This is a genomic window from Streptomyces torulosus (genome assembly GCF_001419765.1).
Lineage (GTDB): Bacteria > Actinomycetota > Actinomycetes > Streptomycetales > Streptomycetaceae > Streptomyces > Streptomyces torulosus.
Genome location: NZ_LIRK01000374.1, coordinates 1 through 23059 on the forward strand (window position 1 = coordinate 1; position 23059 = coordinate 23059).

At 70.9% G+C, this 23059-nt stretch carries 21 protein-coding genes; 2 read left to right on the forward strand and 19 right to left on the reverse strand.

Annotated features, from left to right (window positions below; genetic code table 11):
* The 16 genes from AOK23_RS25280 to pgsA all read right to left on the reverse strand — a co-directional run.
* Window positions 1-216: hypothetical protein (locus AOK23_RS25280; RefSeq protein ID WP_055714937.1), on the reverse strand; the 216-nt coding region annotated here is incomplete at its 3' end.
* Window positions 217-406: 190 nt separating this feature from the next.
* A complete protein-coding gene (locus tag AOK23_RS25285) occupies window positions 407-841 on the reverse strand; it encodes a hypothetical protein (protein ID WP_055714938.1) in 435 nt (144 codons plus the stop codon).
* A 254-nt stretch (window positions 842-1095) separates the two neighbouring features.
* A complete protein-coding gene (locus AOK23_RS25290; protein WP_055714939.1) occupies window positions 1096-1635 on the reverse strand; it encodes an adenine phosphoribosyltransferase in 540 nt (179 codons plus the stop codon).
* Window positions 1632-2726, reverse strand: coding sequence for a protein translocase subunit SecF (secF, locus tag AOK23_RS25295; RefSeq protein ID WP_055714940.1), 1095 nt, complete (start codon window positions 2724-2726; stop codon window positions 1632-1634). The genes AOK23_RS25290 and secF overlap by 4 nt, the downstream gene beginning before the upstream one ends.
* 1 nt (window position 2727) lies before the next feature.
* Window positions 2728-4512, reverse strand: coding sequence for a protein translocase subunit SecD (gene secD, locus AOK23_RS25300; protein ID WP_055714941.1), 1785 nt, complete (start codon window positions 4510-4512; stop codon window positions 2728-2730).
* Window positions 4513-4645: 133 nt separating this feature from the next.
* Window positions 4646-5140 carry a preprotein translocase subunit YajC gene (gene yajC, locus AOK23_RS25305; protein ID WP_055714942.1) on the reverse strand — a complete coding sequence of 165 codons (495 nt, stop codon included), beginning with the start codon at window positions 5138-5140 and terminating at the stop codon, window positions 4646-4648.
* Window positions 5141-5314: 174 nt separating this feature from the next.
* Window positions 5315-6385 carry a Holliday junction branch migration DNA helicase RuvB gene (gene ruvB / locus AOK23_RS25310; RefSeq protein ID WP_055714943.1) on the reverse strand — a complete coding sequence of 357 codons (1071 nt, stop codon included), beginning with the start codon at window positions 6383-6385 and terminating at the stop codon, window positions 5315-5317.
* Window positions 6386-6481: 96 nt separating this feature from the next.
* The gene (gene ruvA / locus AOK23_RS25315) at window positions 6482-7087 is read right to left on the reverse strand and encodes a Holliday junction branch migration protein RuvA (protein WP_055714944.1); all 606 of its coding nucleotides are present in this window, start codon (window positions 7085-7087) and stop codon (window positions 6482-6484) included.
* Window positions 7084-7632 (reverse strand): crossover junction endodeoxyribonuclease RuvC, encoded by a 549-nt coding sequence (gene ruvC / locus AOK23_RS25320; RefSeq protein ID WP_055714945.1) that lies wholly within the window; start codon window positions 7630-7632, stop codon window positions 7084-7086. Before ruvC ends, ruvA begins: the two co-directional genes overlap by 4 nt.
* A 140-nt stretch (window positions 7633-7772) precedes the next feature.
* Window positions 7773-8525: a YebC/PmpR family DNA-binding transcriptional regulator gene (locus AOK23_RS25325; RefSeq protein WP_055542644.1), complete on the reverse strand. Its 753-nt coding sequence runs from the start codon at window positions 8523-8525 to the stop codon at window positions 7773-7775.
* A gap of 48 nt (window positions 8526-8573) precedes the next feature.
* A complete protein-coding gene (pdxT, locus tag AOK23_RS25330; RefSeq protein ID WP_055714946.1) occupies window positions 8574-9182 on the reverse strand; it encodes a pyridoxal 5'-phosphate synthase glutaminase subunit PdxT in 609 nt (202 codons plus the stop codon).
* A gap of 6 nt (window positions 9183-9188) precedes the next feature.
* Complete coding sequence (gene pdxS, locus AOK23_RS25335) at window positions 9189-10094, reverse strand: pyridoxal 5'-phosphate synthase lyase subunit PdxS (protein WP_272170223.1); 906 nt, start codon at window positions 10092-10094, stop codon at window positions 9189-9191.
* Window positions 10095-10394: 300 nt separating this feature from the next.
* The gene (locus AOK23_RS25340) at window positions 10395-10940 is read right to left on the reverse strand and encodes a LemA family protein (protein ID WP_055714947.1); all 546 of its coding nucleotides are present in this window, start codon (window positions 10938-10940) and stop codon (window positions 10395-10397) included.
* Window positions 10941-11262: 322 nt separating this feature from the next.
* Complete coding sequence (locus tag AOK23_RS25345; RefSeq protein WP_055714948.1) at window positions 11263-12423, reverse strand: glycosyltransferase family 4 protein; 1161 nt, start codon at window positions 12421-12423, stop codon at window positions 11263-11265.
* A complete protein-coding gene (locus tag AOK23_RS25350; protein WP_055714949.1) occupies window positions 12420-13376 on the reverse strand; it encodes a phosphatidylinositol mannoside acyltransferase in 957 nt (318 codons plus the stop codon). Before AOK23_RS25350 ends, AOK23_RS25345 begins: the two co-directional genes overlap by 4 nt.
* A complete protein-coding gene (gene pgsA, locus AOK23_RS25355) occupies window positions 13373-14131 on the reverse strand; it encodes a phosphatidylinositol phosphate synthase (RefSeq protein ID WP_079049692.1) in 759 nt (252 codons plus the stop codon). Before pgsA ends, AOK23_RS25350 begins: the two co-directional genes overlap by 4 nt.
* A 261-nt stretch (window positions 14132-14392) precedes the next feature.
* Here pgsA and AOK23_RS25360 point away from each other — a divergent pair, with 261 nt between their 5' ends.
* Together AOK23_RS25360 and AOK23_RS25365 are read left to right on the forward strand one after the other, a co-directional pair.
* Window positions 14393-16591, forward strand: coding sequence for an elongation factor G-like protein EF-G2 (locus tag AOK23_RS25360; protein ID WP_055714951.1), 2199 nt, complete (start codon window positions 14393-14395; stop codon window positions 16589-16591).
* Window positions 16592-16878: 287 nt separating this feature from the next.
* Entirely contained in the window at window positions 16879-18549 is a 1671-nt protein-coding gene (locus AOK23_RS25365; protein ID WP_055714952.1) for a hypothetical protein, read from the forward strand.
* Window positions 18550-18803: 254 nt separating this feature from the next.
* Here AOK23_RS25365 and AOK23_RS25370 read toward each other — a convergent pair whose 3' ends face one another.
* The 3 genes from AOK23_RS25370 to AOK23_RS25380 all read right to left on the reverse strand — a co-directional run.
* The gene (locus tag AOK23_RS25370) at window positions 18804-19364 is read right to left on the reverse strand and encodes an HIT family protein (protein WP_055714953.1); all 561 of its coding nucleotides are present in this window, start codon (window positions 19362-19364) and stop codon (window positions 18804-18806) included.
* A gap of 342 nt (window positions 19365-19706) precedes the next feature.
* On the reverse strand, window positions 19707-21683 hold the full coding sequence (gene thrS / locus AOK23_RS25375) for a threonine--tRNA ligase (protein WP_055714954.1): 1977 nt from the start codon (window positions 21681-21683) through the stop codon (window positions 19707-19709).
* Window positions 21684-21933: 250 nt separating this feature from the next.
* Window positions 21934-23059: hypothetical protein (locus tag AOK23_RS25380; RefSeq protein WP_055714955.1), on the reverse strand; the 1126-nt coding region annotated here is incomplete at its 5' end.

The window sequence follows — 23059 nt, forward strand, 5'->3', positions numbered from 1 at the left end:
GCGCTCGGGCGCCGGGTCCGCCCCGGTCCGGCCGGAGTCGGCGGCGGGCTTGGGGCGCGACGGCTCGGCGGCCTTGTCGGCGGGCGCGGACTGGGCGTGCTCGACGGAGCCCTGCGCGGGGTTCTTCGCCTGCGTCGCGTTCTGCGCGGGCTTGGCCGCGGGGCCCGAGGCGGACTCGGGCTTGGCGGCGGTCAGGTGGTGGGCCTCGTCTGCCAAGAGGGCTCCTCGTGCGCGATCCGGGTCCCCCGGTCAGGCTCCGGAGCACCCATGGTAGCGATCCTGCGCCCCGGGCTCGCCTTCAGGCCACTGTGAGGGCCGTCTACCCGTGGAACGCGAGAGGCGGGCGCCGGATTCCTCCGGGCCCGCCTCGGGGTGCGTGTAGTGGTCAGTTACCGCACGTCAGGCATCAGCGCCACTTGAGCAGCGAGGCACCCTTGATCTGGATCTCACGGTCCGCCGCGACATTGCCCCAGGGGACGTTCTTGATGAAGCCGGACTTGCCGCAACCGGCGTTGTACCACTTGGTCTTGAAGCCCTTCGGGCCGCCCTTGACGAAGCCCTTCACCTTGATGCAGGGCGTGCCGCGCTCGGCGGCCCAGCGGTAGGTGACCTTCAGACCCGGCCGGCCCAGGATGGCGCAGCCGTACGTGGACTTGCTCCACTTGCCCGGGATGCCGACGGCGTTCTTCCAGCTGGTGCAGGGGTTCGCCTTGAGGGTGACGGTCGTGACCGCGGTGTCGGCGGCCCTGGGTGCGGCACTGGCCGGGGACGCTGCGGCGGACATGGCCGCGACGGACGCCACGGCGATGGCGCCGGACGCGAACTTGCGCGTGATGGTCATACTTTTCCTCCCGTTTTCTCCCCTTCCGGGGAGTTCGGGATCGATCTTGGCAGGAGCGATCATGCAAAGCCAACCGCATTGAGCAAGATCTGAGCTTTCGCAGAGGGTTTTCGGCGTTTCGCTATTCCGTATGGCGAACATGTGCGCGACGAGCAAAGAACGTGTACGCAGCGGATGTCCAACGTCCACAAACGGAACGGGCGCCCCGGGGACGAATCCCGGGGCGCCCGTTCCATGTGGTCGCGCGAACCGTCTCAGACGGTGATCAGCGCCTCCAGCGGCGCTCCGCCGAGCGCCGGCTCCAGACGCTGTCGTCCGGCCAGGAACGCCAGCTCCATCAGCACCGAGACACCCGCCACATCGGCGCCCGCGCGGCGGATCAGCTGAAGGGATGCCTCGGCGGTGCCACCGGTGGCGAGGACATCGTCGATGACCATGACGCGGTCGCCCGCGACGAGGTCCTCGGCGTGCACCTCGATCTCGGCGGAGCCGTACTCCAGGTCGTACGCCTGACTGAGCGTCGCTCCGGGGAGCTTGCCCGCCTTGCGTACGGGGATGAAGCCGACGCCGGCCCGGACGGCGGCCGGGGCGCCCAGGATGAAGCCGCGGGCCTCCAGGCCGACGATCTTCGTGGCGCCGTGCCGCACGGTGACCTCGGCCAGCGCGTCCGTCAGCGCGGTGAACGCCGCCGGGTCGGCCAGCAGCGGGGTGATGTCCTTGAACATCACGCCCGGCTCGGGGTAGTCCGCGACATCACGGATGCGGCTGAGCAGCAGCTCCTTGATGTCGGTCATCGCCGCTTACCGCCTCGGCCCCGGCTGCGGGCCCCGGACTGGGAGCGCGGCCCGACCACGGCGGGGGTCGCGTCCTCGTGCTGGTCCCCGTGGGGACCGTCGGCGGCGGTCTCCACCGTCTGCTCGGCCTGGGCGCGCTTGGCGAGGACCCGCTTCTTCAGGGCCTTCATCTGCGGCTCGCGCTCCTTGAGGTCGGCGACGAGCGGCGTGGCGATGAAGATCGAGGAGTACGCACCGGCCGCGAGACCGACGAACAGCGACAGCGAGATGTCGTTGAGCATGCCCGCGCCGAGGACACCGCCACCGATGAAGAGCAGACCGGCGACCGGCAGCAGCGCGACCACCGTGGTGTTGATGGACCGCACCAGGGTGCTGTTGATCGAGCGGTTGGCGATGTCGCTGTAGGTCCAGCGGGTCTGCTTGGTGATGTCCTTCGTCTGCTCCTTGAGGCTGTCGAAGACGACGACCGTGTCGTAGAGCGAGTAACCGAGGATGGTCAGCAGACCGATCACCGTACCCGGCGTCACCTCGAAGCCGACGAGGGCGTAGATGCCGACGGTGATGGTGATGTCGTGGATCAGGGCGACGAACGCGGCGACGGCCATGCGCCACTCGAACGCGATCGCCAGGTAGATCACCACGAGGACCAGGAAGATCGCGAGACCCTGCCAGGCCTTGTCGGCGATCTGGTCGCCCCAGCTGGGGCCGACCAGCTCCGCGCTGATCTTGTCCGGGTTGAGCTTGAGGTCCTCGGCGATGTCCTGCTTGATGCGGTCGGCCTGGCCGGTGTCCACACCGGAGACCTGGATCCGCAGTGCGCCGGTGCCGAGTCCCTGCACGATCGCGTCGTGGCCGGACGCCTTCTCCGCGGCCTCCTCCGCCTGGGTGGAGGAGACGCTGGTCTTCGGGGTGGTGAAGACGGCACCGCCCTGGAACTCGATGCCCATGTTCATGCCGCGCACCGCCAGGCCGAGGATGGCCGTGATGGTGATCAGGATGGAGACCGCGTACCAGATCTTGCGGTTGCCGACGAAGTCGTAGCCGACCTCGCCGCGGTGGAGTCGTGCTCCGAGGTCACCGAGCTTGGACATCTCAGGCCTCCTTCGGGTCGGCGGGGGCGGGACGGCGCGTGCGGCGCAGCGGGGGCTGCACACCCAGGCTCTTCGGGTCGAGGCCGGACCAGCGGTGGCCGCCTGCGAAGAACTTCCTGCGGGCCATCAGCGTCAGCAGCGGCTTGGTGAAGAAGAACACCACGACGACGTCGAGCAGGGTGGTCAGGCCCAGCGTGAACGCGAAGCCCTGGACCTTGCCCACGGTGACCACGAAGAGCACCGCGGCGGCGAGGAACGACACGAAGTCGGAGACCAGGATGGTGCGTCGGGCACGCGGCCAGGCACGCTCGACGGCCGGACGGAGCGTACGGCCCTCGCGGATCTCGTCCCGGACGCGTTCGAAGTACACGATGAACGAGTCCGCCGTGATACCGATCGCGACGATCGCACCGCACACCGCCGGCAGGTTCAGCGCGAAGTTGATGGCCGGGCCGAGCAGCGACATGATCACGTAGGTGAGCGCCGCCGAGACCAGCAGCGAGGCGATCGCGATGAACGACAGGCCGCGGTAGTACACGAGCAGGTAGAGCACGACCAGGGCGAGCCCGATGGCGCCGGCGACCAGACCGGCGTGCAGCTGCTCACCGCCGAGCGCGGCGTCCACCGTGGTGACGCTGGACTCCTTGAAGGTCAGCGGGAGCGCGCCGTACGACAGCATGTTGGAGAGGTTCTGGGCCTCTTCCTGGCTGAAGCTGCCGGAGATCTCGGCCTTGCCGCCGGTGATCGGGCCGTTCACCTCGGGGTGCGAGACCACCTCGTCGTCCAGGACGATCGCGAACTGGTTCTGCGGGGAGGGCTGGCTGGAGAGCTTGGTGGTGACGTCGAGGAACTTCTTGCCGCCCTGGGAGTCGAAGTCCATGACGACCTTCCACCCGCCCGCGTTCTGGGTGTCGAGGATCGCCTGCGCCTTGGTGATCTCCGTGCCGTCGACGCCGACCGGGCCGAGCAGGAACTTGCTCCAGACCTTCGGGGCTTCCTCACCGCAGGCGATGATGGGCTGGTCGTTCTTGCCCTTGCCGGCCGCGGCCCGCTGCTTCGGGTCGCTGCAGTCGAGCTTCGCGTACGCCGCTTCCAGGTCCTGGGTGGCCTTGTCGGCGCTCGGGGTGGGGGTCGGCGAAGCCTTGTCGGAGGCCTTCGGGGAGCCGGAGCCGCTCGGGGTCGGCGTCGGGTCGGCCTTCAGCGCGTCGGTGACGGCGCGGCCCTGCGAGGTCGCGGAGCCCGTCGGGCTGGGGGACTCGGGAGACGTCGCCTTGTCGGTGCCCTTGTCCGCGTTCTTGTCGCCGGACTTCGACGGGCTCGGCGAGGCGCTGCCGCTGGCGTCACCGCTCGGCGGGGTGGTCGGGAGGGCCGCGGCTCCGCTGCCCTCGACCTTCACGACGGGGCGGAAGTAGAGCTTCGCGGTGGTGCCGACCTGGTCCCGGGCTTCCTCGGAGTCCGTGCCCTTGGGGATGTTGACAATGATGTTCTCATTGCCCTGGGTCTGCACTTCCGCCTCGGAGACGCCCAGACCGTTGACACGGCGGTTCATGATCTCGACCGCGGTGTCCATGTTGGTCTTGTTGATCGCGTTGGGCTGGCCGGGCTCGTTGATCGCCGTCAGCGTGATGCTCGTACCACCGGCGAGGTCGATGCCGAGACGCGGCTTGGTGTGTCCGGAGGCAAACATTCCCCCAGTGAGCGCCACGATGGCGATCAGGATGAGGGCCAGCGCGCGCCCAGGCTTGCTCTGGGTGCTGGCGCTCCGGCCCTTCTTCGGTGCTGCCACCTTCTCGTACTCCCTCTCGGGCCGCCCTGCGCGGGGTCAGCGCGGGGGCGGCCATGACTGGTGTCGGGAATCCGGGCGAGAACGGCACGTGCCCGGGGCGCGGGCGGTTCTCGCCCGTGCTCCCGGGACGTGACTACTTCGCGTCGGACTCGCCGTCTGTCTTCTTCGGCTCTGCTTCGTCGGCCTTCGCCTCGACGGTCTCGTCGGTCGCGTCGTCGGACACGTCCTTCTTGCCGAGGTCGATGGGCTTGTCGTCGGAAGCGGCGGAAGCGTCGTCGGAGGGCTCGTCGGTCTCGGTGAGGGAGGAGGCGTCGTCCGGGACGACGTCGGACTTCAGGTCGTGCTCGATGCCGTGGACGATGCGGTTGTACTCCTCGTCGCTGAGGACGGCACCGATGGCGTTCTTCGCGAACAGCAGCTCGACGCCCGGCCCGGCGTCGAGGAGGACCGTGTCCTCGCTGACCTCCTTGACCGTCGCATACATGCCCCCGATCGTGCGGACGCCGGAACCGGGCTGCATCTGGTTCCGCATGTCGACGGCCTGCTGCTGCTTCTTCTTGGCCGATCGGGTCATCAGGATCATGGCCCCGATGAGCACGATGAACGGGAGGAGGGTCACGAGACTCACGGGTCGGAACTTCCTTCACACGACCGCGATGGCGAGCGGCCTGATCGTTGGGGGTATGTGTGCTGCCGACAAGGGCGGCATCGGCGGAGTCTAAGCGAGTCCACCGTGATGGAACAACGCACAGCATGTCACCGTGGTTCCTTGCCGGGCGAGTACCGCGCCGTCACGAGACGGTCACGCCCCGAACAGGTCCTGTTGTCCGTTTCCGCCGGTCGTGCCGCGTGGCGGGGTGAGTCCGAGGTGGGTCCAGGCGGCGGGGGTGGCGACCCGTCCGCGGGGGGTCCGGGCGAGCAGTCCCTCGCGGACGAGGAAGGGTTCGGCGACCTCTTCGACGGTCTCGCGCTCCTCCCCCACGGCGACGGCGAGGGTGGACAGACCGACCGGTCCGCCGCCGAAGAGCTTGAGCAGGGCTTCGAGGACACCGCGGTCGAGACGGTCGAGGCCGCGGGCGTCCACCTCGTAGACGGCGAGGGCCGCGGCGGCGATGTCGCGCGTGATGATCCCGTCGGCCTTGACCTGCGCGTAGTCGCGGACGCGGCGCAGCAGGCGGTTGGCGATGCGGGGCGTGCCGCGGGAGCGGCCGGCGATCTCGGCGGCGCCCTCCGGGTTGATCTCCACGTCGAGGAGGTTCGCCGAGCGGTGGATGACCCGTTCCAGCTCGGCGGGTTCGTAGAACTCCATGTGCGCGGTGAAGCCGAAGCGGTCGCGCAGCGGCGGCGGCAGCAGTCCCGCGCGGGTGGTGGCGCCGACCAGGGTGAACGGGGGGAGTTCCAGCGGGATGGCGGTGGCGCCGGGGCCCTTGCCGACGATGACGTCGACCCGGAAGTCCTCCATCGCCATGTACAGCATCTCCTCGGCGGGCCGGGACATGCGGTGGATCTCGTCGAGGAAGAGGACCTCGCCCTCCTGGAGGGAGGACAGGATCGCGGCCAGGTCGCCGGCGTGCTGGATGGCGGGGCCGGAGGTGATGCGGATGGGGGCGCCCATCTCGGCCGCGATGATCATGGAGAGGGTGGTCTTGCCGAGGCCCGGGGCGCCGGAGAGCAGGACATGGTCGGCCGTCGCCCCGCGCGCGCGTGCGGCCCGCAGGACGAGGTCGAGTTGTTCGCGGACCTTCTCCTGGCCGATGAACTCGTCCAGGTCCTTGGGGCGCAGGGCCGCCTCGACGGCCTGGTCCTCACGGTCGGCGACAGAACCCACCAGCCGCTCGGGGGCTGTCGCGTCGGTCGTGTCGTCCCAGTTCATCTGCTGTGCCTCGCGGGTCGCGGTCGGGTGGAGGGGCGGTGGTGAAGGAGCCGTGGAGGCCGGGCCCGTGTGCGGCGGGCGGCGTCAACGGGTCGGTCAGCGGGCTCTGTTCAGGGTCTGGAGGGCGGCCTTCAGCAACTGGCCCACCTGGGGCGTGCCTTCGGCGGCCTCGGCCTGGGGGGCGACGGCCGACACGGCCTCGTCCGCCTCACGGGTCGCGTAGCCGAGGCCGATCAGGGCCGCGTGGAGCTGGTCGCGCCAGCCCTGGGTGACCGGGGCGCCGATCGCGGGGGCGCCGATGGGTTCGCCGAGGCGGTCCTTCAGTTCCAACAGCAGCTTCTGGGCGCCCTTCTTGCCGATGCCGGGGACGGCGATCAGCGCCTTCTCGTCGCCGGTCGACACGGCTCGGCGCAGGGCGTCGGGGGTGTGCACGGCCAGCATCGCCTGGGCGAGGCGGGGGCCGACGCCGCTCGCGGTCTGGAGCAGTTCGAAGACCTGGCGCTCGTCGTCGTCGACGAAGCCGTAGAGCGTGAGGGAGTCCTCGCGGACGACGAGGGAGGTGGCGAGCTTGGCCGGCTGGCCGAGGCGCAGGGTGGAGAGGGTGTTGGGGGTGCACTGGACGGCCATGCCGACGCCACCGACCTCGACCACCGCGGTGTCGGGAGCGAGGGCGGCGATCGTGCCGCTGACGAAGGCGATCATGCCGTACGGCCTTTCCGTGCGTGCGGTGCTTGGGCTGCCTGCAGGGCGACGGCCTGCTGGAGGCGGTTCTGGGCGGGGGCCCGCCAGATGTGGCAGATGGCGAGGGCGAGGGCGTCGGCGGCGTCCGCCGGCTTCGGGGGCGCGTCGAGCCGCAGCAGGCGGGTGACCATGGCGCCGACCTGGGCCTTGTCGGCGCGGCCGCTGCCGGTGACGGCGGCCTTGACCTCGCTGGGGGTGTGCAGGGCGACCGGGATGCCGCGGCGGGCCGCGCACAGCATGGCGACGGCGCTGGCTTGGGCGGTGCCCATGACCGTGCGGACGTTGTGCTGGCTGAACACCCGCTCCACCGCGACGAATTCGGGGCGGTGCTCGTCGAGCCACTGCTCGATGCCCTGCTCCACGGCGACGAGGCGGTGACCGAGGTCGGCGTCCGCCGGCGTGCGGACGACACCGACGCCGAGCATCGTCAGCGGCCGTCCTGCGACGCCCTCCACGACCCCGACTCCGCAACGGGTCAGCCCCGGGTCCACCCCCAGTACGCGCACGCGCCCCTCCCATCGATCACCTGTTTGTGCAGGCTATCGGGTGCCACTGACAACGGCCGACAACGCGACGGGCCGACGGGGTGTGTCCCGTCGGCCCGTGGGAGTCCGCTCGAACGTGGAGTCCGTCCGGCTCGCGGCGGTTACGCGTCGACCTTGGCCATCACGTCGTCGCTGACGTCGAAGTTGGCGAAGACGTTCTGGACGTCGTCGCTGTCCTCGAGGGCGTCGATCAGCTTGAAGATCTTCTTGGCGCCCTCCTCGTCCAGCTCGACCTGCATGGTCGGGACGAAGTTGGCCTCGGCGGAGTCGTAGTCGATCCCGGCGTCCTGGAGGGAGGTGCGGACCGCGACCAGGTCGGTGGCCTCGCTGAGCACCTCGAAGGACTCGCCCAGGTCGTTGACCTCCTCGGCGCCCGCGTCGAGCACGACCTCCAGGACGTCGTCCTCGGACAGCTCGCCCTTGGGGACGATCACGACGCCCTTGCGGTTGAAGAGGTACGACACGGAGCCCGGGTCGGCCATCGAGCCACCGTTGCGGGTCATGGCGACGCGGACGTCGGAGGCGGCGCGGTTGCGGTTGTCGGTGAGGCACTCGATGAGCACCGCGACACCGTTCGGACCGTAGCCCTCGTACATGATCGTCTCGTAGTCGGCGCCACCGGCCTCGAGACCGCCACCGCGCTTGATCGCGGAGTCGATGTTCTTGTTGGGAACAGACTGCTTCTTCGCCTTCTGCACGGCGTCGTAGAGCGTCGGGTTGCCCTCGAGGTCCACGCCGCCCATCCGGGCCGCGACTTCGATGTTCTTGATCAGCTTCGCGAAGAGCTTGCCGCGCTTGGCGTCGATCACGGCCTTCTTGTGCTTCGTCGTAGCCCATTTAGAGTGGCCGGACATCTGCCTGTCTCCTTCGCGTTACCCAACTCCGTACGAACCCCAGAGATCCTACAAGGATCCCGCAGCCCGGTTCGCGCGCACCATGTCGACAAAGAGGGCGTGCAGGCGGTGGTCGCCGGTCAGCTCCGGGTGGAACGACGTTGCCAGCGCGTTGCCCTGGCGTACGGCGACGATGTGACCGTCGTGCTCGGCCAGCACTTCCGTCTCCGCGCCCACGGACTCCACCCAGGGGGCGCGGATGAAGACGCCCTCCACGGGATCGCCCTCGACGCCCGTCACGTCGACCGCCGCCTCGAAGGACTCGTTCTGACGCCCGAAGGCGTTGCGGCGCACGATCATGTCGATGCCGCCGATGGTCTCCTGGCCCGAGCGCGGGTCGAGGATCTTGTCGGCGAGCATGATCAGGCCGGCGCAGGTGCCGTACACGGGCAGTCCGGAGCGGACACGCGCGCGCAGGGGCTCCATGAGGCCGAAGAGGACGGCCAGTTTGGAGATGGTGGTGGACTCGCCGCCGGGGATGACGAGGCCGTCCACCTCGGCGAGTTCCTCGGGGCGCCGCACCGGCCTGGCCACGGCGTCCGCCGCGGCCAGGGCGATGAGGTGCTCCCGTACGTCACCCTGGAGGGCCAGGACGCCTATGACGGGGGTGTTGCTCATGGGTGCTTACCAGCCCCGGTTCGCGTAGCGCTCGGCCTCGGGGAGGGTGTCGCAGTTGATGCCGACCATGGCCTCGCCCAGGTTGCGGGAGGCGTCCGCGATGATCTTCGGGTCGTCGTAGAAGGTGGTGGCCTTCACGATGGCGGCGGCGCGCTTGGCCGGGTCGCCCGACTTGAAGATGCCGGAGCCGACGAAGACGCCCTCGGCGCCGAGCTGGCGCATCAGCGCGGCGTCGGCGGGGGTGGCGACACCACCGGCGGAGAAGAGGACGACCGGGAGCTTGCCCAGCTCGGCGACCTCCTTGACCAGCTCGTACGGGGCGCGCAGCTCCTTGGCGGCGGCGTACAGCTCGTTGTTGTCGAAGCCGCGCAGCTTGGCGATCTCGTTCTTGATCTGGCGCAGGTGGCGGACCGCCTCGACGACGTTGCCGGTGCCGGCCTCGCCCTTGGAGCGGATCATGGCCGCGCCCTCGGCGATGCGGCGCAGGGCCTCGCCGAGGTTGGTGGCGCCGCAGACGAAGGGGGTGGTGAAGGCCCACTTGTCGGAGTGGTTGACCTCGTCGGCCGGGGTGAGGACCTCGGACTCGTCGATGTAGTCGACGCCGAGCGACTGCAGGACCTGGGCCTCGACGAAGTGGCCGATGCGGGACTTGGCCATGACCGGGATGGAGACGGCCTCGATGATGCCCTCGATCATGTCCGGGTCGGACATACGGGCGACGCCGCCGTCCTTGCGGATGTCGGCCGGGACCCGCTCCAGGGCCATGACCGCGACCGCGCCCGCGTCCTCGGCGATCTTCGCCTGCTCCGGGGTGACGACGTCCATGATCACACCGCCCTTGAGCTGCTCGGCCATGCCGCGCTTCACGCGGGCGGTGCCGGTCTCGGGGGTCTGGGCGGCGGAGTTGGGCAAGCTGGACACGGGTTCGACCTCGCTCGGTGGAAGAGGGTTTCTGCAATCACCGAGGAAACGGGAGGGGCACAGGCCACTGCAAGGGCCAATGGGGAGGCGGTGGATCGTTTTCCGCCGCGGGCTCCGCCCGGGCGGGGTGCGCCGGGCCGCTCGGACGGTGTGCGCGGAGCCGCTCGGGGCGGCCGGGATGTGCGGCGGGTGCGGCTGGTCTCGCTGTTCGTCGGGCGGCGCCCCACGGCTCTGACCAGCAGTGTTGCGGCCCTGATGTGACCTCGTCCCCCCGCCCCGGTAGCCGCGTCGTCAGGTCGTCGGTCGGTCGGCCAGGGCGGCCGGGGGCTCGTCGTCCATCTCGAAGGCCAGCGGGAAGGGCGCGTGGCCGGCGAGACGGAACCAGCGGACCTTGCGGTGGCGGCGCAGGGCGCGGGCCGCGCGCACGGCGTCGTTGTGGAAGCGGCGGGCCATGGGGACCCGGCGGACGGCCTGGGCCAGCTCGTTCGCGGCCTCCTCGCCACCGGGCGCCTCCCGCACCGCCTCCACCTGCTGCGCCTCGCCGAACACGGCGCGCAGCGCCTGGCTCAGCTCGCTCTCGGCGACCTCGCGCTGCTCCTCCTCGGCCTGCCGAGCGGCGTGCGCCGCCTCGTAGAGCACGATGGAGGCGGCCGGGTCCAGCACCCCGGAGGTGGCCAGTTCCTGGGCGACCGAGGCACGGCGCAGCAACTGGGCGTCGAGCGCGGCACGGGCGGCGTCGATCCGCGCGTGCAGGCGGTCGAGGCGCCCCGCCGTCCAGCTCAGGTAGAGGCCGATCGCGAAGAGGACGACCGCGATCCAGATGAGTGTCGAAGTCACGGGCCGCAAGGCTACCGGTGCCGGGCGCGACCGCCGGACCCACCCGAAGCCCGGCCTTCACAGCACCCGGCCCGCACCCCCGCCGAGGCGGGACTGCGCCCCGGCCGGCCCGGCAGCCGTGCCCTCCTGGCGGGCGAAGCCGTGGGGCCCGCACTGCCAGGGGACCCTGGGGACCCTGGCTGTGCGGGCCCGGCGGCGGCACGGGCCGGTGCCCGGAACCCCGGGCTTCGGGCGCGCACCGCCAGGGGTTGCCCCCACCGGGGCGGCGCGGCCGCGCTCCCGCCCGCCTCACGTGCCGGCGCCCGGAGCCCGGGCCCCCGTCTCAGTCCCTGGCCAGACCCAGCCGGGCCCGCAGGCCGATCCGTTCGTCCGCCGCCACCGAAGCCGCGCCCTCGGTGACCGTCTCGTAGACGCCGAGGATGTCCGCGCCGACCGTCGACCAGTCGAAGCGGCGGACGTGGGCGCTGCCGCGTTCGCGGAGCTCGGCGCGGCGGGCGGGGTCGGCGAGGAGGCGTACGGCGGCGGTGGCGAGCGCGTCGGCGTCCTCGTTGGCGAACAGTTCACCCGCGGCGCCCTGGTCGAGGACCTGGGCGAAGGCGTCGAGGTCGGAGGCGAGCACCGGGGCGCCCGCCGACATGGCCTCGACGAGGATGATGCCGAAGCTCTCACCGCCGGTGTTGGGGGCGACGTACACGTCGACGCTGCGCAGGAAGCGCGCCTTGTCCTCGTCGCTGACCATGCCGAGGAACTCCACGCGCGAACGCAGCTCCTCGGGCAGCGAGGCCACGGCTTCCTCCTCGTCCCCGCGCCCGGCGACCAGCAGCCGGGTCTGCGGACGCTCGGCGAGGATCTTCGGCAGGGCCTTCATCAGGACGGGCAGGCCCTTGCGGGGCTCGTCGATACGGCCGATGAAGCCGAGCGTGTCGCCCTGCCAGTCGGGCTCGGGCTTGGCGCGGGCGAAGAAGTCGACGTCGACGCCGTTCGGGATGACGACCGCGTCGCCGCCGAGGTGCTCGACGAGGGTGCGGCGGGCGTACTCGCTCACCGCGATGCGCGCGCTGATCTTCTCCAGCGCGGGCTGGAGGATCGGGTACGCGGCGATCATCGCCCGCGATCGCGGGTTGGAGGTGTGGAACGTGGCGACGATCGGCCCCTGGGCCGCCCAGCACGCGAGCAGGCCGAGCGACGGCGAGGCCGGCTCATGGATGTGGATCACGTCGAACGTGCCCTCGTGCAGCCAGCGCCGCACCCGGGCCGCCGACAGGAACCCGAAGTTCAGGCGGGCCACCGAGCCGTTGTAGGGCACCGGGACCGCGCGGCCCGCGGAGACCACGTACGGCGGCAGGGGCGTGTCGTCGTCGGCGGGGGCCAGGACGGACACCTCGTGGCCGAGGCGGATGAGATGGTCGGCCAGGTCGCGGATGTGGAACTGGACTCCCCCGGGTACGTCCCAGGAGTAGGGACAGACGATGCCGATCCTCACGGGCGTCCCTTCTCGGGGTCCTCGGAGGACCCCTTGGAGGTCCTCTCAGGATCCTTCGCGGGATCGAGGTCCGCGAGCCACAAGCGCTGGAGCATGTGCCAGTCCTCCGGATGGTCGGCGATGCCGGTGGCGAAGGCATCGGCCAGCGCCTGTGTCATGACAGACGTCTTCTCGGCGCGGGTACCTGACTGGGGTACCTCGATCGGGGGGTGGACCCGTCCCCGCATGACGGGCGAGTCGTCGTACCAGAGCGTGACCGGCAGGAGCAGGGCTCCGGTCTGCTGGGCGAGGAGGGCCGGTCCGGCGGGCATCCGGGTCGGTTCGCCGAAGAAGTCGACCTCGACGCCGGAGGCGGACAGGTCGCGGTCGGCGACCAGGCAGACCAGGCCGCCGTCGCGCAGCCGCCTGGCCAGCGTGCCGAAGGCGGTGCCGCCGTTGTGCGGCAGGACCTCCATGCCGAGCCCCTCGCGGTAGGCGACGAAGCGGTCGTACAGCGACTCGGGCTTGAGGCGTTCGGCGACCGTCGTGAACGGGGTCTTCAGCTCGGTGGTGACCCAGGCGCCGGCGAGGTCCCAGTTGGCGAGGTGGGGCAGGGCGAGGATGACGCCCCGACCGGCGGCGAGGCCGTCGGTCAGGTGGTGGAGGTCCTCGGCGGCGAAGCCGGTCCTTATCCGCTCCTCGCTCCAGGCGGGGAGCCGGAACGACTCCATCCAATAGCGCAGATACGACCGCATGCCCGCGCGGGACAGCTCCGCGAGCCGCTCGGGGCTCGCGCCCGGCACCACGCGCGCGTAGTTGGCCTCCAGGCGGCGTACGAGCGGGCCGCGCCGCTTCCAGGTGGCGTCGGCGATCGTGGTGCCGAGGCGGACGGCGACAGGTTCCGGCAGCTTCTTCACGGTGCCCCAGCCGAGGCCGTACAGACCGTCGGTGAGGCGCTCCTGCAGACCGCTCACGAGGTCGCCTCGCTGTTGCGCGCGGAGTCCCCCGGAGCCGTGTCCGTCGAGGCGGAGGCGGCGGCCTCCGCCTCCGCCTCGGCGGACTCACGACGCACGGTGACCACGCGCTGGATCAGCGTGACGAGACTGCCGACGGCGACGATCCACAGGGCGATCGGCAGCAGGACGTCGATGCCGGGCACGCCGAACGTGTGGAGCCCCGAGAGACCGGCGGCGACCAGCGAGATCACCAGGCGCTCGGCGCGCTCCACGAGGCCGTTGACCGCCACCGGCAGACCGATCGACTCGCCGCGCGCCTTGGTGTACGACACGACCTGGCCACTGGCCAGGCAGAAGATCGACACCGCGCACAGCACGTTGTCGTCGCCGCCGCCCGCGTACCACAGGGCGAAGCCGCCGAAGATCGCGCCGTCGGCGACGCGGTCGAGCGTGGAGTCGAGGAAGGCGCCCCAGCGGCTCGAACGGCCCATCTGGCGGGCCATGTTGCCGTCGACGAGGTCCGAGAACACGAACAGCGTGATGACGACGGTGCCCCAGAAGAACTCGCCCCGGGGGTAGAAGACCAGCGCGCCTGCGATCACTCCGGCGGTGCCGAGGAGCGTGACCGTGTCGGGGCTGACGCCCCTGCGGATCAGAAACGCGGCGAACGGTGTGAGGACACGCGTGAAGAATGCACGCGCGTACTTGTTCAGCATGGCCTTCCCGAGGGTCGGTGTCGCCGGGCGGCCCCTGCTGGCCGTCGGCTGGCCCATCGTAGCCACGGGTGTGCGCGGGCGGCCGTCGGGCATCGGCCTGCCGTGTCCTGTCCTGAACGCACCGGTGGCGCGGCGGGGGCGCGGCCGGCCGCCACCGCGCCCCGCCTGCGCGGGAGGAGGGATCACGTCCGTCGTATGGACGCACCGTGACGGGAGTGGAAAGCTCGAAGGACCGCGGGCGTCGCCGGAGCCGCCACCGCACGCGGCCCTCGCGTGTCCGCGCCCACAGTGACCTCACCGTGCACGGGAGGCAGGACCATGGGCGACAAGGCGAACGCACACCCCGGGGCCGCCGGCAGGGCTACGGCGGCCGACCACCCCGCGTCCGTACGGAATGTGGTGCTGGTCGGCCACTCCGGATCGGGCAAGACGACTCTGGTGGAGGCTCTCGCGCTGACCGCGGGAGCCGTGAACCGGGCGGGCCGTGTGGAGGACGGCGGCACCGTCTCCGACTACGACGAGATCGAGCACCGGCAGCAACGTTCGGTGCAGCTCTCCCTGGTACCCGTGGAATGGGGCGGGTACAAGGTCAATCTTCTGGACACCCCCGGATACGCCGACTTCGTCGGGGAACTCAGGGCCGGTCTGCGAGCTGCGGACGCGGCCCTCTTCGTCGTCTCGGCCTCCGACGGCGTCGACGGCTCGACCCGCATGGTGTGGGAGGAGTGCGCGGCGGTCGGCATGCCGCGGGCGATCGTGATCACGCATCTGGAGGCCGCGCGGGCGGACTTCGAGGAGATGACGCGGATCTGCGCGGAGACGTTCGGCGGGGACGACCCCGACGCCGTGCTGCCGCTCTACCTGCCCCTGCACGGCCCGCAGAGCCCGGACGGGCACGCGCCCGTGACCGGGCTGATCGGCCTGCTGTCGCAGAAGCTGTTCGACTACGCGTCCGGGGAGCGCAAGGAGTCCGAGCCGGGCCCCGAGCAGCTGCCGGACATCGAGGAGGCACGCAACCGGCTGATCGAGGGGATCATCTCGGAGAGCGAGGACGAGACCCTCATGGACCGCTACCTCGGCGGCGAGGAGATCGACCTCAAGACCCTCATCGACGACCTGGAACGGGCCGTCGCCCGCGGTGTCTTCCACCCGGTGCTCGCCGCGGCCCCCGCCGCCGAGGGCGCCCGCCAGGGCATCGGCACCGTCGAGCTGCTGGAGCTGATCACCGGCGGGTTCCCCACGCCTCTGGAGCGCGAGGCCCCGTCGGTCACCACGCCGGACGGCGCGCCGCGGGAGATCGGGGCGACCTGCGATCCGGACGGCCCCCTGGTCGCCGAGGTCGTGAAGACGGCCAGCGACCCCTATGTGGGCCGTATCTCGCTGGTGCGGGTCTTCTCCGGGACGCTGCACCCCGACGAGACGGTGCATGTCTCGGGGCACGGGCTCGCCGACCGCGGACACGAGGACCACGACGTCGACGAGCGGATCGGCGCCCTGTCGGCGCCCTTCGGCAAACAGCAGCGGACCCTCACGCACTGCATCGCGGGCGACCTGGCGTGCGTGGCGAAGCTGAACCGCGCGGAGACCGGCGACACCCTGTCGTCGAAGGACGCCCCGCTGCTCATGGAGCCCTGGGAGATGCCCGACCCGCTGCTGCCGCTCGCCATCCAGGCGCACAGCAAGGCCGACGAGGACAAGCTCTCCCAGGGCCTTTCCCGGCTGGTCGCCGAGGACCCGACGATGCGGCTCGAACAGAACCCGGACACCCATCAGGTGGTGCTCTGGTGCCTGGGCGAGGCGCACGCCGACGTGGCGCTGGAGCGGCTGCGCAGCCGGTACGGCGTCCAGGTCGACGTCGTCCCGCACAAGGTCTCCCTGCGGGAGACGTTCGCCGACAAGTCGGCCGGGCGGGGCCGCCATGTGAAGCAGTCCGGCGGGCACGGGCAGTACGCGATCTGCGAGATCGACGTGGAGCCGCTGCCCGGCGGTTCGGGCATCGAGTTCGTGGACAAGGTCGTCGGCGGGGCGGTGCCCCGGCAGTTCATCCCGTCCGTCGAGAAGGGCGTGCGGGCGCAGGCCGCCAAGGGGGTCGCGGCCGGCTATCCGCTCATCGACGTGCGGATCACGCTGCGGGACGGCAAGGCGCACTCGGTGGACTCCTCCGACGCCGCGTTCCAGACGGCGGGCGCGCTGGCGCTGCGCGAGGCGGCCTCCGACGCGAAGATCCATCTGCTGGAGCCGGTGGCCGAGGTGTCGGTGCTGGTCGGCGACGAGTACGTGGGCCCGGTCATGAGCGACCTGTCGGGCCGGCGCGGCCGGGTCGTGGGCACGGAGCAGGCGGGCGGCGGGCGCACCCTGGTGCGCGCCGAGGTCCCCGAGATCGAGATCGACCGCTACGCCGTCGATCTGCGCTCGCTCTCCCACGGCACCGCGCGTTTCGGCCGCCGCTACACCCGGCACGAGCCGATGCCGCCCCAGGTGGCCGAGCGGCTTCGCGAACGGGCGAAGGAGAACTGAGGGCGAACTGACGGTTCGGGATCGGCGGAAGGGACCGCCGACACGTCGGCGGGCGGCTGCGGCCGCCCGCCGACGGATGCCGGGGCCCCGTCCGCCCGCGCGGGAGGGTACGGCCTGTGGGTTCCGTGAATGTCCGTTCTTCGCGCCGCGCGATGTCCGTGGCTGCGGATACGCTGATCACCTGATCGACAAGTGTGGCTTGATCAGCTCCGGATCGGGTGATGACCTGATCAACAGGTGTGCGAAGCACGGAAGTCGGGAAGAGCCGCAGGAGCAAGTGTGCGGCGATGGGGGCGGCGGTGGCGGACGAATTCGATTTCACTCCCGGGGCACAGGTCCCGCTGACGGGCACCGCGGGACAGACGGCGGCGACGTACGCCCTGGCGTCCGCGGCCTACCGGGACAACGAGGTCGACGAGATCCTCAAGGCCAACAACGAGTGGCACAAGTCCTCGGTGAAACCCGGTCGCAAGTGGGCGACGATCTTCCGGCCCAACCTCGGGGAGGCGTTCTCCCTCGCGGTGCGGGACCGCATGGTCGGCGCGGGCCGCAAACCGCTCATCCAGTCCTTCGGCATGGAGCCACAGGTCGTCGTCGAGCACTGCCTGGCGGCGACCAACATCCGCCGGGAGCGCGACAACTGGCTGTCGGCGGTGATGGTCCTGTGCGGCCTGCTCTTCCTGCCCGGCCTGCTGCTGTGGCTGCTGGTCTTCCAGATCCGCACGACGATCGCCAAGCGTGAGGACAAGCGGGCCGGTGCCCTCGCCACCACCCTGCTCGTCGCCGTGGGCGCCCTCGCCGTGATCTTCCTGCTCAGGATGCCGTTCGACGGGTTCTGGGCCTGGTACGCCCGCGCGTGCGTGGTGCTGCCGGTCGTCGGCTGGTTCTGGGCCAAGCAGATCTGCGAGCGCACCGCCCAGGACCTGCGGGACCGCTGGTCCGGTCTGCTGTCCGGCGGCGGCATCGGCGCCAAGGTCCCCGAGGCCGTGCCCGGCAGCCCCGGCGAGACCAAGGCGGAGCAGCTGCGCAAGGAACTCGCCCGGCTCAGCGCCGAGCAGCGCTCCAACCTCGTCTTCTACGCCGGCCCCAAGGGCATCCTCGGCATGGGCACCCGGTGGGGCAGCTGGCAGCTCGCCGAGGACCTGGTACCCGCCGAGTCCGGCAAGGAGATCCACCCGTTCCGCAGCTGGGACGTCATACGGGCCATCCACGACCAGCTGCGGATGCTGGAGCGCACCCCCCTCAACACGGGTGGTTTCACGGCCCCTTCCATCAAGCACTGGATCGTCAGCCCCATCGGTGAGGGCGCCGCCGCAGTGGCACGGCCCGACGGCACCGACGTGGACGCGTACCAGTACAAGACGCACGCCATACAAGAGATCTGCAACAAGCAGCACTTCGGCAGCGGCAACCGGCACTACCTGGGTGTGCAATGGACGCTCTGGGACGGACAGTTGATCATCACCATGCTGGTGACGGTCACCGTCCTGCACCAGACGCTCCGCATCGAGGTGACCGGACACGCCCTGGGTCCGGTGCACGGCCTGTTCACGACCGGGCCGGCGGCCAAGGAGAAGGAAGTCCAGAAGTCGGTCAGGTTCTGGGAGACCCGCAAGGTCAAGCTCCCCCTCGTCGACGCCGACGAGGTCGTACGGCTCACCGCGCGCGCCCCGCTGACCTGGTACCCGCCGCTGCTCAACTGGCTCGGCGGCTCCATCGGCCTGCCGGAGCCGTTCGGTCTGCGGCACGCCTGGGCGGACCAGCCGTGGCGGCACCGGTTCATGGCCGACGACGCGCTGCGCGCCGCGACGCCGGTCCTGCGGGTGGTCCACAACGCCGCGATCAAGGTGCTGGCGGAGAACGGCGTGGACACGGAGAAGTTCGGCTCCCGCTCGGCGTTCCTCAGCGGGGCGGTGCAGGATCCTACGCCGCGTAAGGCGGACGTCTACGACGCGTGAGCGCTGCGCTGGCTTGGCCGGGCGCCTAGTGGCTCGGGGGTGCGGGTTCGTCGGCGGGCGCGGGTGGTGTGTGGTTTCTCGCGCAGTTCCCCGCGCCCCTGAAAAGCGGCCCGGGCTGCGCCCCGTGCTTTTCAGGATGAAGGGCGGGCCGAAGGCCCGTTCCCTTCAGGGGCGCGGGGAACTGCGCGAACAAGCCCCACTCACCCGCTGTCACGCACGCGCCCTCACCCGGCAGACGGACAGGCGGTCCTACCTCACACGCTGGGCCATGCCTCCGCCAGCATCTTCCTCGTGTCGGCCAGGAGCTGCGGCAGCACCTTCGTGTGGCCCACCACCGGCATGAAGTTCGTGTCGCCGCCCCAGCGGGGCACGATGTGCTGGTGGAGGTGCGCCGCGATGCCCGCGCCGGCGACGGTGCCCTGGTTCATGCCGATGTTGAAGCCGTGCGCGCCGGAGGCGGTGCGCAGGGCGGTCATGGACTGCTTGGTGAGTTCGGCCAGCTCGGCGGTCTCCGGGACGGTGAGGTCCGTGTAGTCGGCAACGTGCCGGTACGGCACGACCATGAGGTGGCCGCCGTTGTACGGGTAGAGGTTGAGCACGGCGTACACGTGCTCCCCGCGCCGGATGATCAGGCCGTCCTCGTCCGACTTGGCCGGGATGGAACAGAACGGGCAGCCGTCGTCGGCCCCCGGACCGGTCGGCTTGTTCTCGCCCTGGATGTAGGCCATCCGGTGGGGCGTCCACAGGCGCTGGAACGCGTCCTGCGTTCCCACTCCGATCTGCTGTTCCGGCTCACTCGTCATGCATTGCAGCATATGGCTTCGTCCGTTCGTGGCGTGTCGCCGGGTGCCGGGGCGGGACGGCCGGGGCCAAGCCGAGGCGATGGACCACGACCGTCGCGCCCTCCGCTGGGAGCGGCTCATGAGAGGAGTCCTCGCGGGGGCGTCGGCGCTGTTCATTCGGCTCGTACGCGGTGCGCGTGGTGCAGCTCCATGACGCGCGCCGGCCGTCCATCAGCAGGAGCACGCGGCGCCGGACGCGACGATCCGTAGCTTCGGCGACGCCGTGTCGGTGTTCGCCCGCGAGGACGAGCGGAGGCCCCCGGGGATCTGAATCCCCGGGGGCCTCCTTCTCACGCGCTCAGCCGCGAGGGCGGCTCACACCTGGACGCGGCGCTCCACGACGTCGGCGAGCTTCGCCAGCGCCTCGTCACGCGGGATGCCGTTCTCCTGCGAGCCGTCCCGGTAGCGGAACGACACCGTGCCCGCGTTCATGTCCTCGTCGCCCACGATGACCATGAACGGCACCTTCTGCTTCTGCGCGTTCCTGATCTTCTTCTGCATACGGTCGGAGGACGCGTCGACCTCGACGCGCAGCCCCTTCTTCTTCGCCTCCGCGGCGAAGCTCTGCAGGTACTCGACGTGCGCGTCCCCGATCGGGATCCCGACCGCCTGGACGGGCGCCAGCCACGCCGGGAACGCGCCCGCGTAGTGCTCCAGGAGCACCGCGAAGAAGCGCTCGATGGAACCGAACAGCGCGCGATGGATCATGACGGGGCGCTGCTTGGAGCCGTCCGGGCCGGTGTACTCCAGGTCGAAGCGCTCGGGCAGGTTGAAGTCGAGCTGGACCGTCGACATCTGCCATGTGCGGCCGATGGCGTCACGGGCCTGCACGGAGATCTTCGGACCGTAGAAGGCGGCGCCGCCCGGGTCCGGCACCAGCGGGAGGCCCTGCTTCTCGGCCACCTGACGCAGGGTCTCGGTGGCCTCCTCCCACGCCTCGTCGGAGCCGACGAACTTCTCCGGGTCCTTGGTGGACAGCTCCAGGTAGAAGTCGGTGAGGCCGTAGTCCCGCAGCAGGTTCAGGACGAAGGTGAGCGTCTTGTCGAGCTCCTCCGCCATCTGCTCGCGGGTGCAGTAGATGTGCGCGTCGTCCTGGGTGAAGCCACGGGCCCGGGTCAGTCCGTGCACGACACCGGACTTCTCGTACCGGTACACGGTCCCGAACTCGAAGAGACGCAGCGGCAGTTCACGGTAGGAGCGGCCGCGCGCGTCGAAGATCAGGTTGTGCATCGGGCAGTTCATGGGCTTGAGGTAGTAGTCCACGCCCTCGTCGAGCTGCATGGGCGGGTACATGCCGTCGGCGTACCAGTCCAGGTGGCCCGAGACCTCGAAGAGCTTCCCCTTCGTGGCGTGCGGGGTGTAGACGAACTCGTAGCCCTCCTCCTCGTGGCGGCGCCGCGAGTAGTCCTCCATGACCCGGCGGATGATGCCGCCCTTGGGGTGGAAGACGGCGAGACCGGAGCCGATCTCGTCCGGGATGGAGAACAGGTCGAGTTCGTTGCCCAGCTTGCGGTGGTCGCGCTTCTCGGCCTCGGCGAGGAAGTCGAGGTGCGCCTTCAGCTCCTCCTTCGAGGGCCAGGCGGTGCCGTAGATGCGCTGGAGCATGGGGTTCTTCTCGCTGCCGCGCCAGTACGCGGCGGCGTTGCGCATCAGCTTGAACGCCGGGATGTTCCGGGTGGTGGGCAGGTGCGGACCGCGGCAGAGGTCCTTCCAGCACAGGTCACCGGTCTTGGCGTCGAGGTTGTCGTAGATCGTCAGCTCGCCGGAGCCGACCTCGACGTCCGCGCCGTCGTCGGAGGACGCCGAGCCCTTGAGGCCGATCAGCTCCAGCTTGTACGGCTCGGCCGCGAGCTCCTCGCGGGCGGCCTCGTCGGTGACGACGCGGCGGGAGAAGCGCTGGCCGCGCTTCTGGATCTCCTGCATCTTCTTCTCGATGGCCTTGAGATCCTCGGGCGTGAACGGCTTCTCGACGTCGAAGTCGTAGTAGAAGCCGTCCCGGACCGGCGGTCCGATGCCCAGCTTGGCCTCCGGGAACAGCTCCTGGACGGCCTGGGCCATGACGTGCGCGGTGGAGTGGCGCAGGATGTTCAGGCCGTCCTCGGAGGAGATGTCGACGCCCTCGACGGTCTCGCCGTCCTTCACCTCGTACGCGAGGTCCTTCAGTTCACCGGCCACGCGGGCCGCGACGATGGCGCGCTCTCCGGCGAAGAGGTCGGCGGCCGTAGTGCCCGTCGTCACCACGCGCTCTTCCCGCTCGGAATCGCGTTGGATGATCACACGGACGTCTGACACCGGTCTCTCCTGCCTGATGGTGGTCGCGCACGCGTCCGCGTACGCAGACAGGAATCGTACCGAGCCGGGGGTGCCCTCTGCGAAACGGTTATGCCCTCGCCGGTCCCCGCGACCCGGCGAGGGACGCCGAAGCCCGTACGCGGCTGCCGCTCGCTCCCGCGCGGGGGTCTGCGCCGCGACCCGCCTGTGGGGGCTCTCACTCCCCTCCGCCCTGCGCGGGCTCTCACTCGCGTGCGCCCCGCAGGGGCTCTCACTCCCCTCCGCACGCCTCCTCGAAGAAGGCCGTGATCTCCGCCGTCTCCTGGAGGGACTTCATCAGGCGGTCCCGCTCCGCCTCGTCGACCTCCACGGGTGCGACGCCGCCCGCGTCGGTGAGCCGCCGGAAGCCGCCCCGGCTCTCCAGCCGCCCGTGGACCCGTACGGGCAGTCCGACGAGATGGGCGTGCCCCGCGATCCGGTACGCCTCCTCGTCGAGGGTCATACGGACGTGCGGGACCTCGGCCCCGGCGAGGACGCGCAGCCGTACGGTTCCCTCGCCGCGCGCGGCGGACCGGCGCATCCGGACCACGGCCCCGGTGAGGCGGACCGGCACGGAGGGTTCCTCGCGGAGGTAGCGGGCCCCGGCCTCCCGCAGCACGGGCAGGTCGCCGGGTGAGAACTCGAGGGGTTCGGGCGGGGTCGCCCCGCCCTCGGGGACCCCGGCGGCGGGCGCCCACTCGACGGCGACGCGGGCGCCCTCGGTGCCGCGGACGAGGGCGATGAGGGCCTCGGTCAACTCGTGGGACACCCCGGCCTCCACGGCACCGTCGAAGGCGTCCATGCCACCGGTGGCGCGCTGGTAGTCGATGGCCTCGCGGGTGGCGTACAGGGCTTGCTGGAGGCGTACGGCGAGGAGGCGCCCGGTGGCGACGGGCACGAAGGCGGTGAGGCTGCGGCCGCCGGGTGCGGCGCCGACGAGGACACCGTCGAGGAGGGCTGCGGCGGGCAGGCGGTGACGGGCGCCGTAGTAGCCGGCTCGCGCGCGGGTAGCGAGTGCCGCCGCGAGGAGCATCTGGCGTGCGGCGGAGCGGAGTTGGTCCTCCACGGCCCAGGAGGCGGTGCCCACGGGCCCGGTCGGCACATCCCGCCACCAGCGGATCTCGTCGCTGGGGACGGCGAGGCCGACCAGGACGTCGCGTGCGGCCGGTGATCCGCTGCGGAAGAGGGCCGTCAGCGCCTCGCCGAGCAGGTCGTCGCTGTCGGGGAAGGCCCGGTTCTCCGGGACGAGCAGGCTCATGCCCCTGCCGCCGGGCCCGGGTGGGGTCCAGCGGCCGTAGCGTCCGGCGGCGCCGCCGCGCCGCTGCCAGCCGTGCCGGAGCAGCAGGGCGCCGAGCACG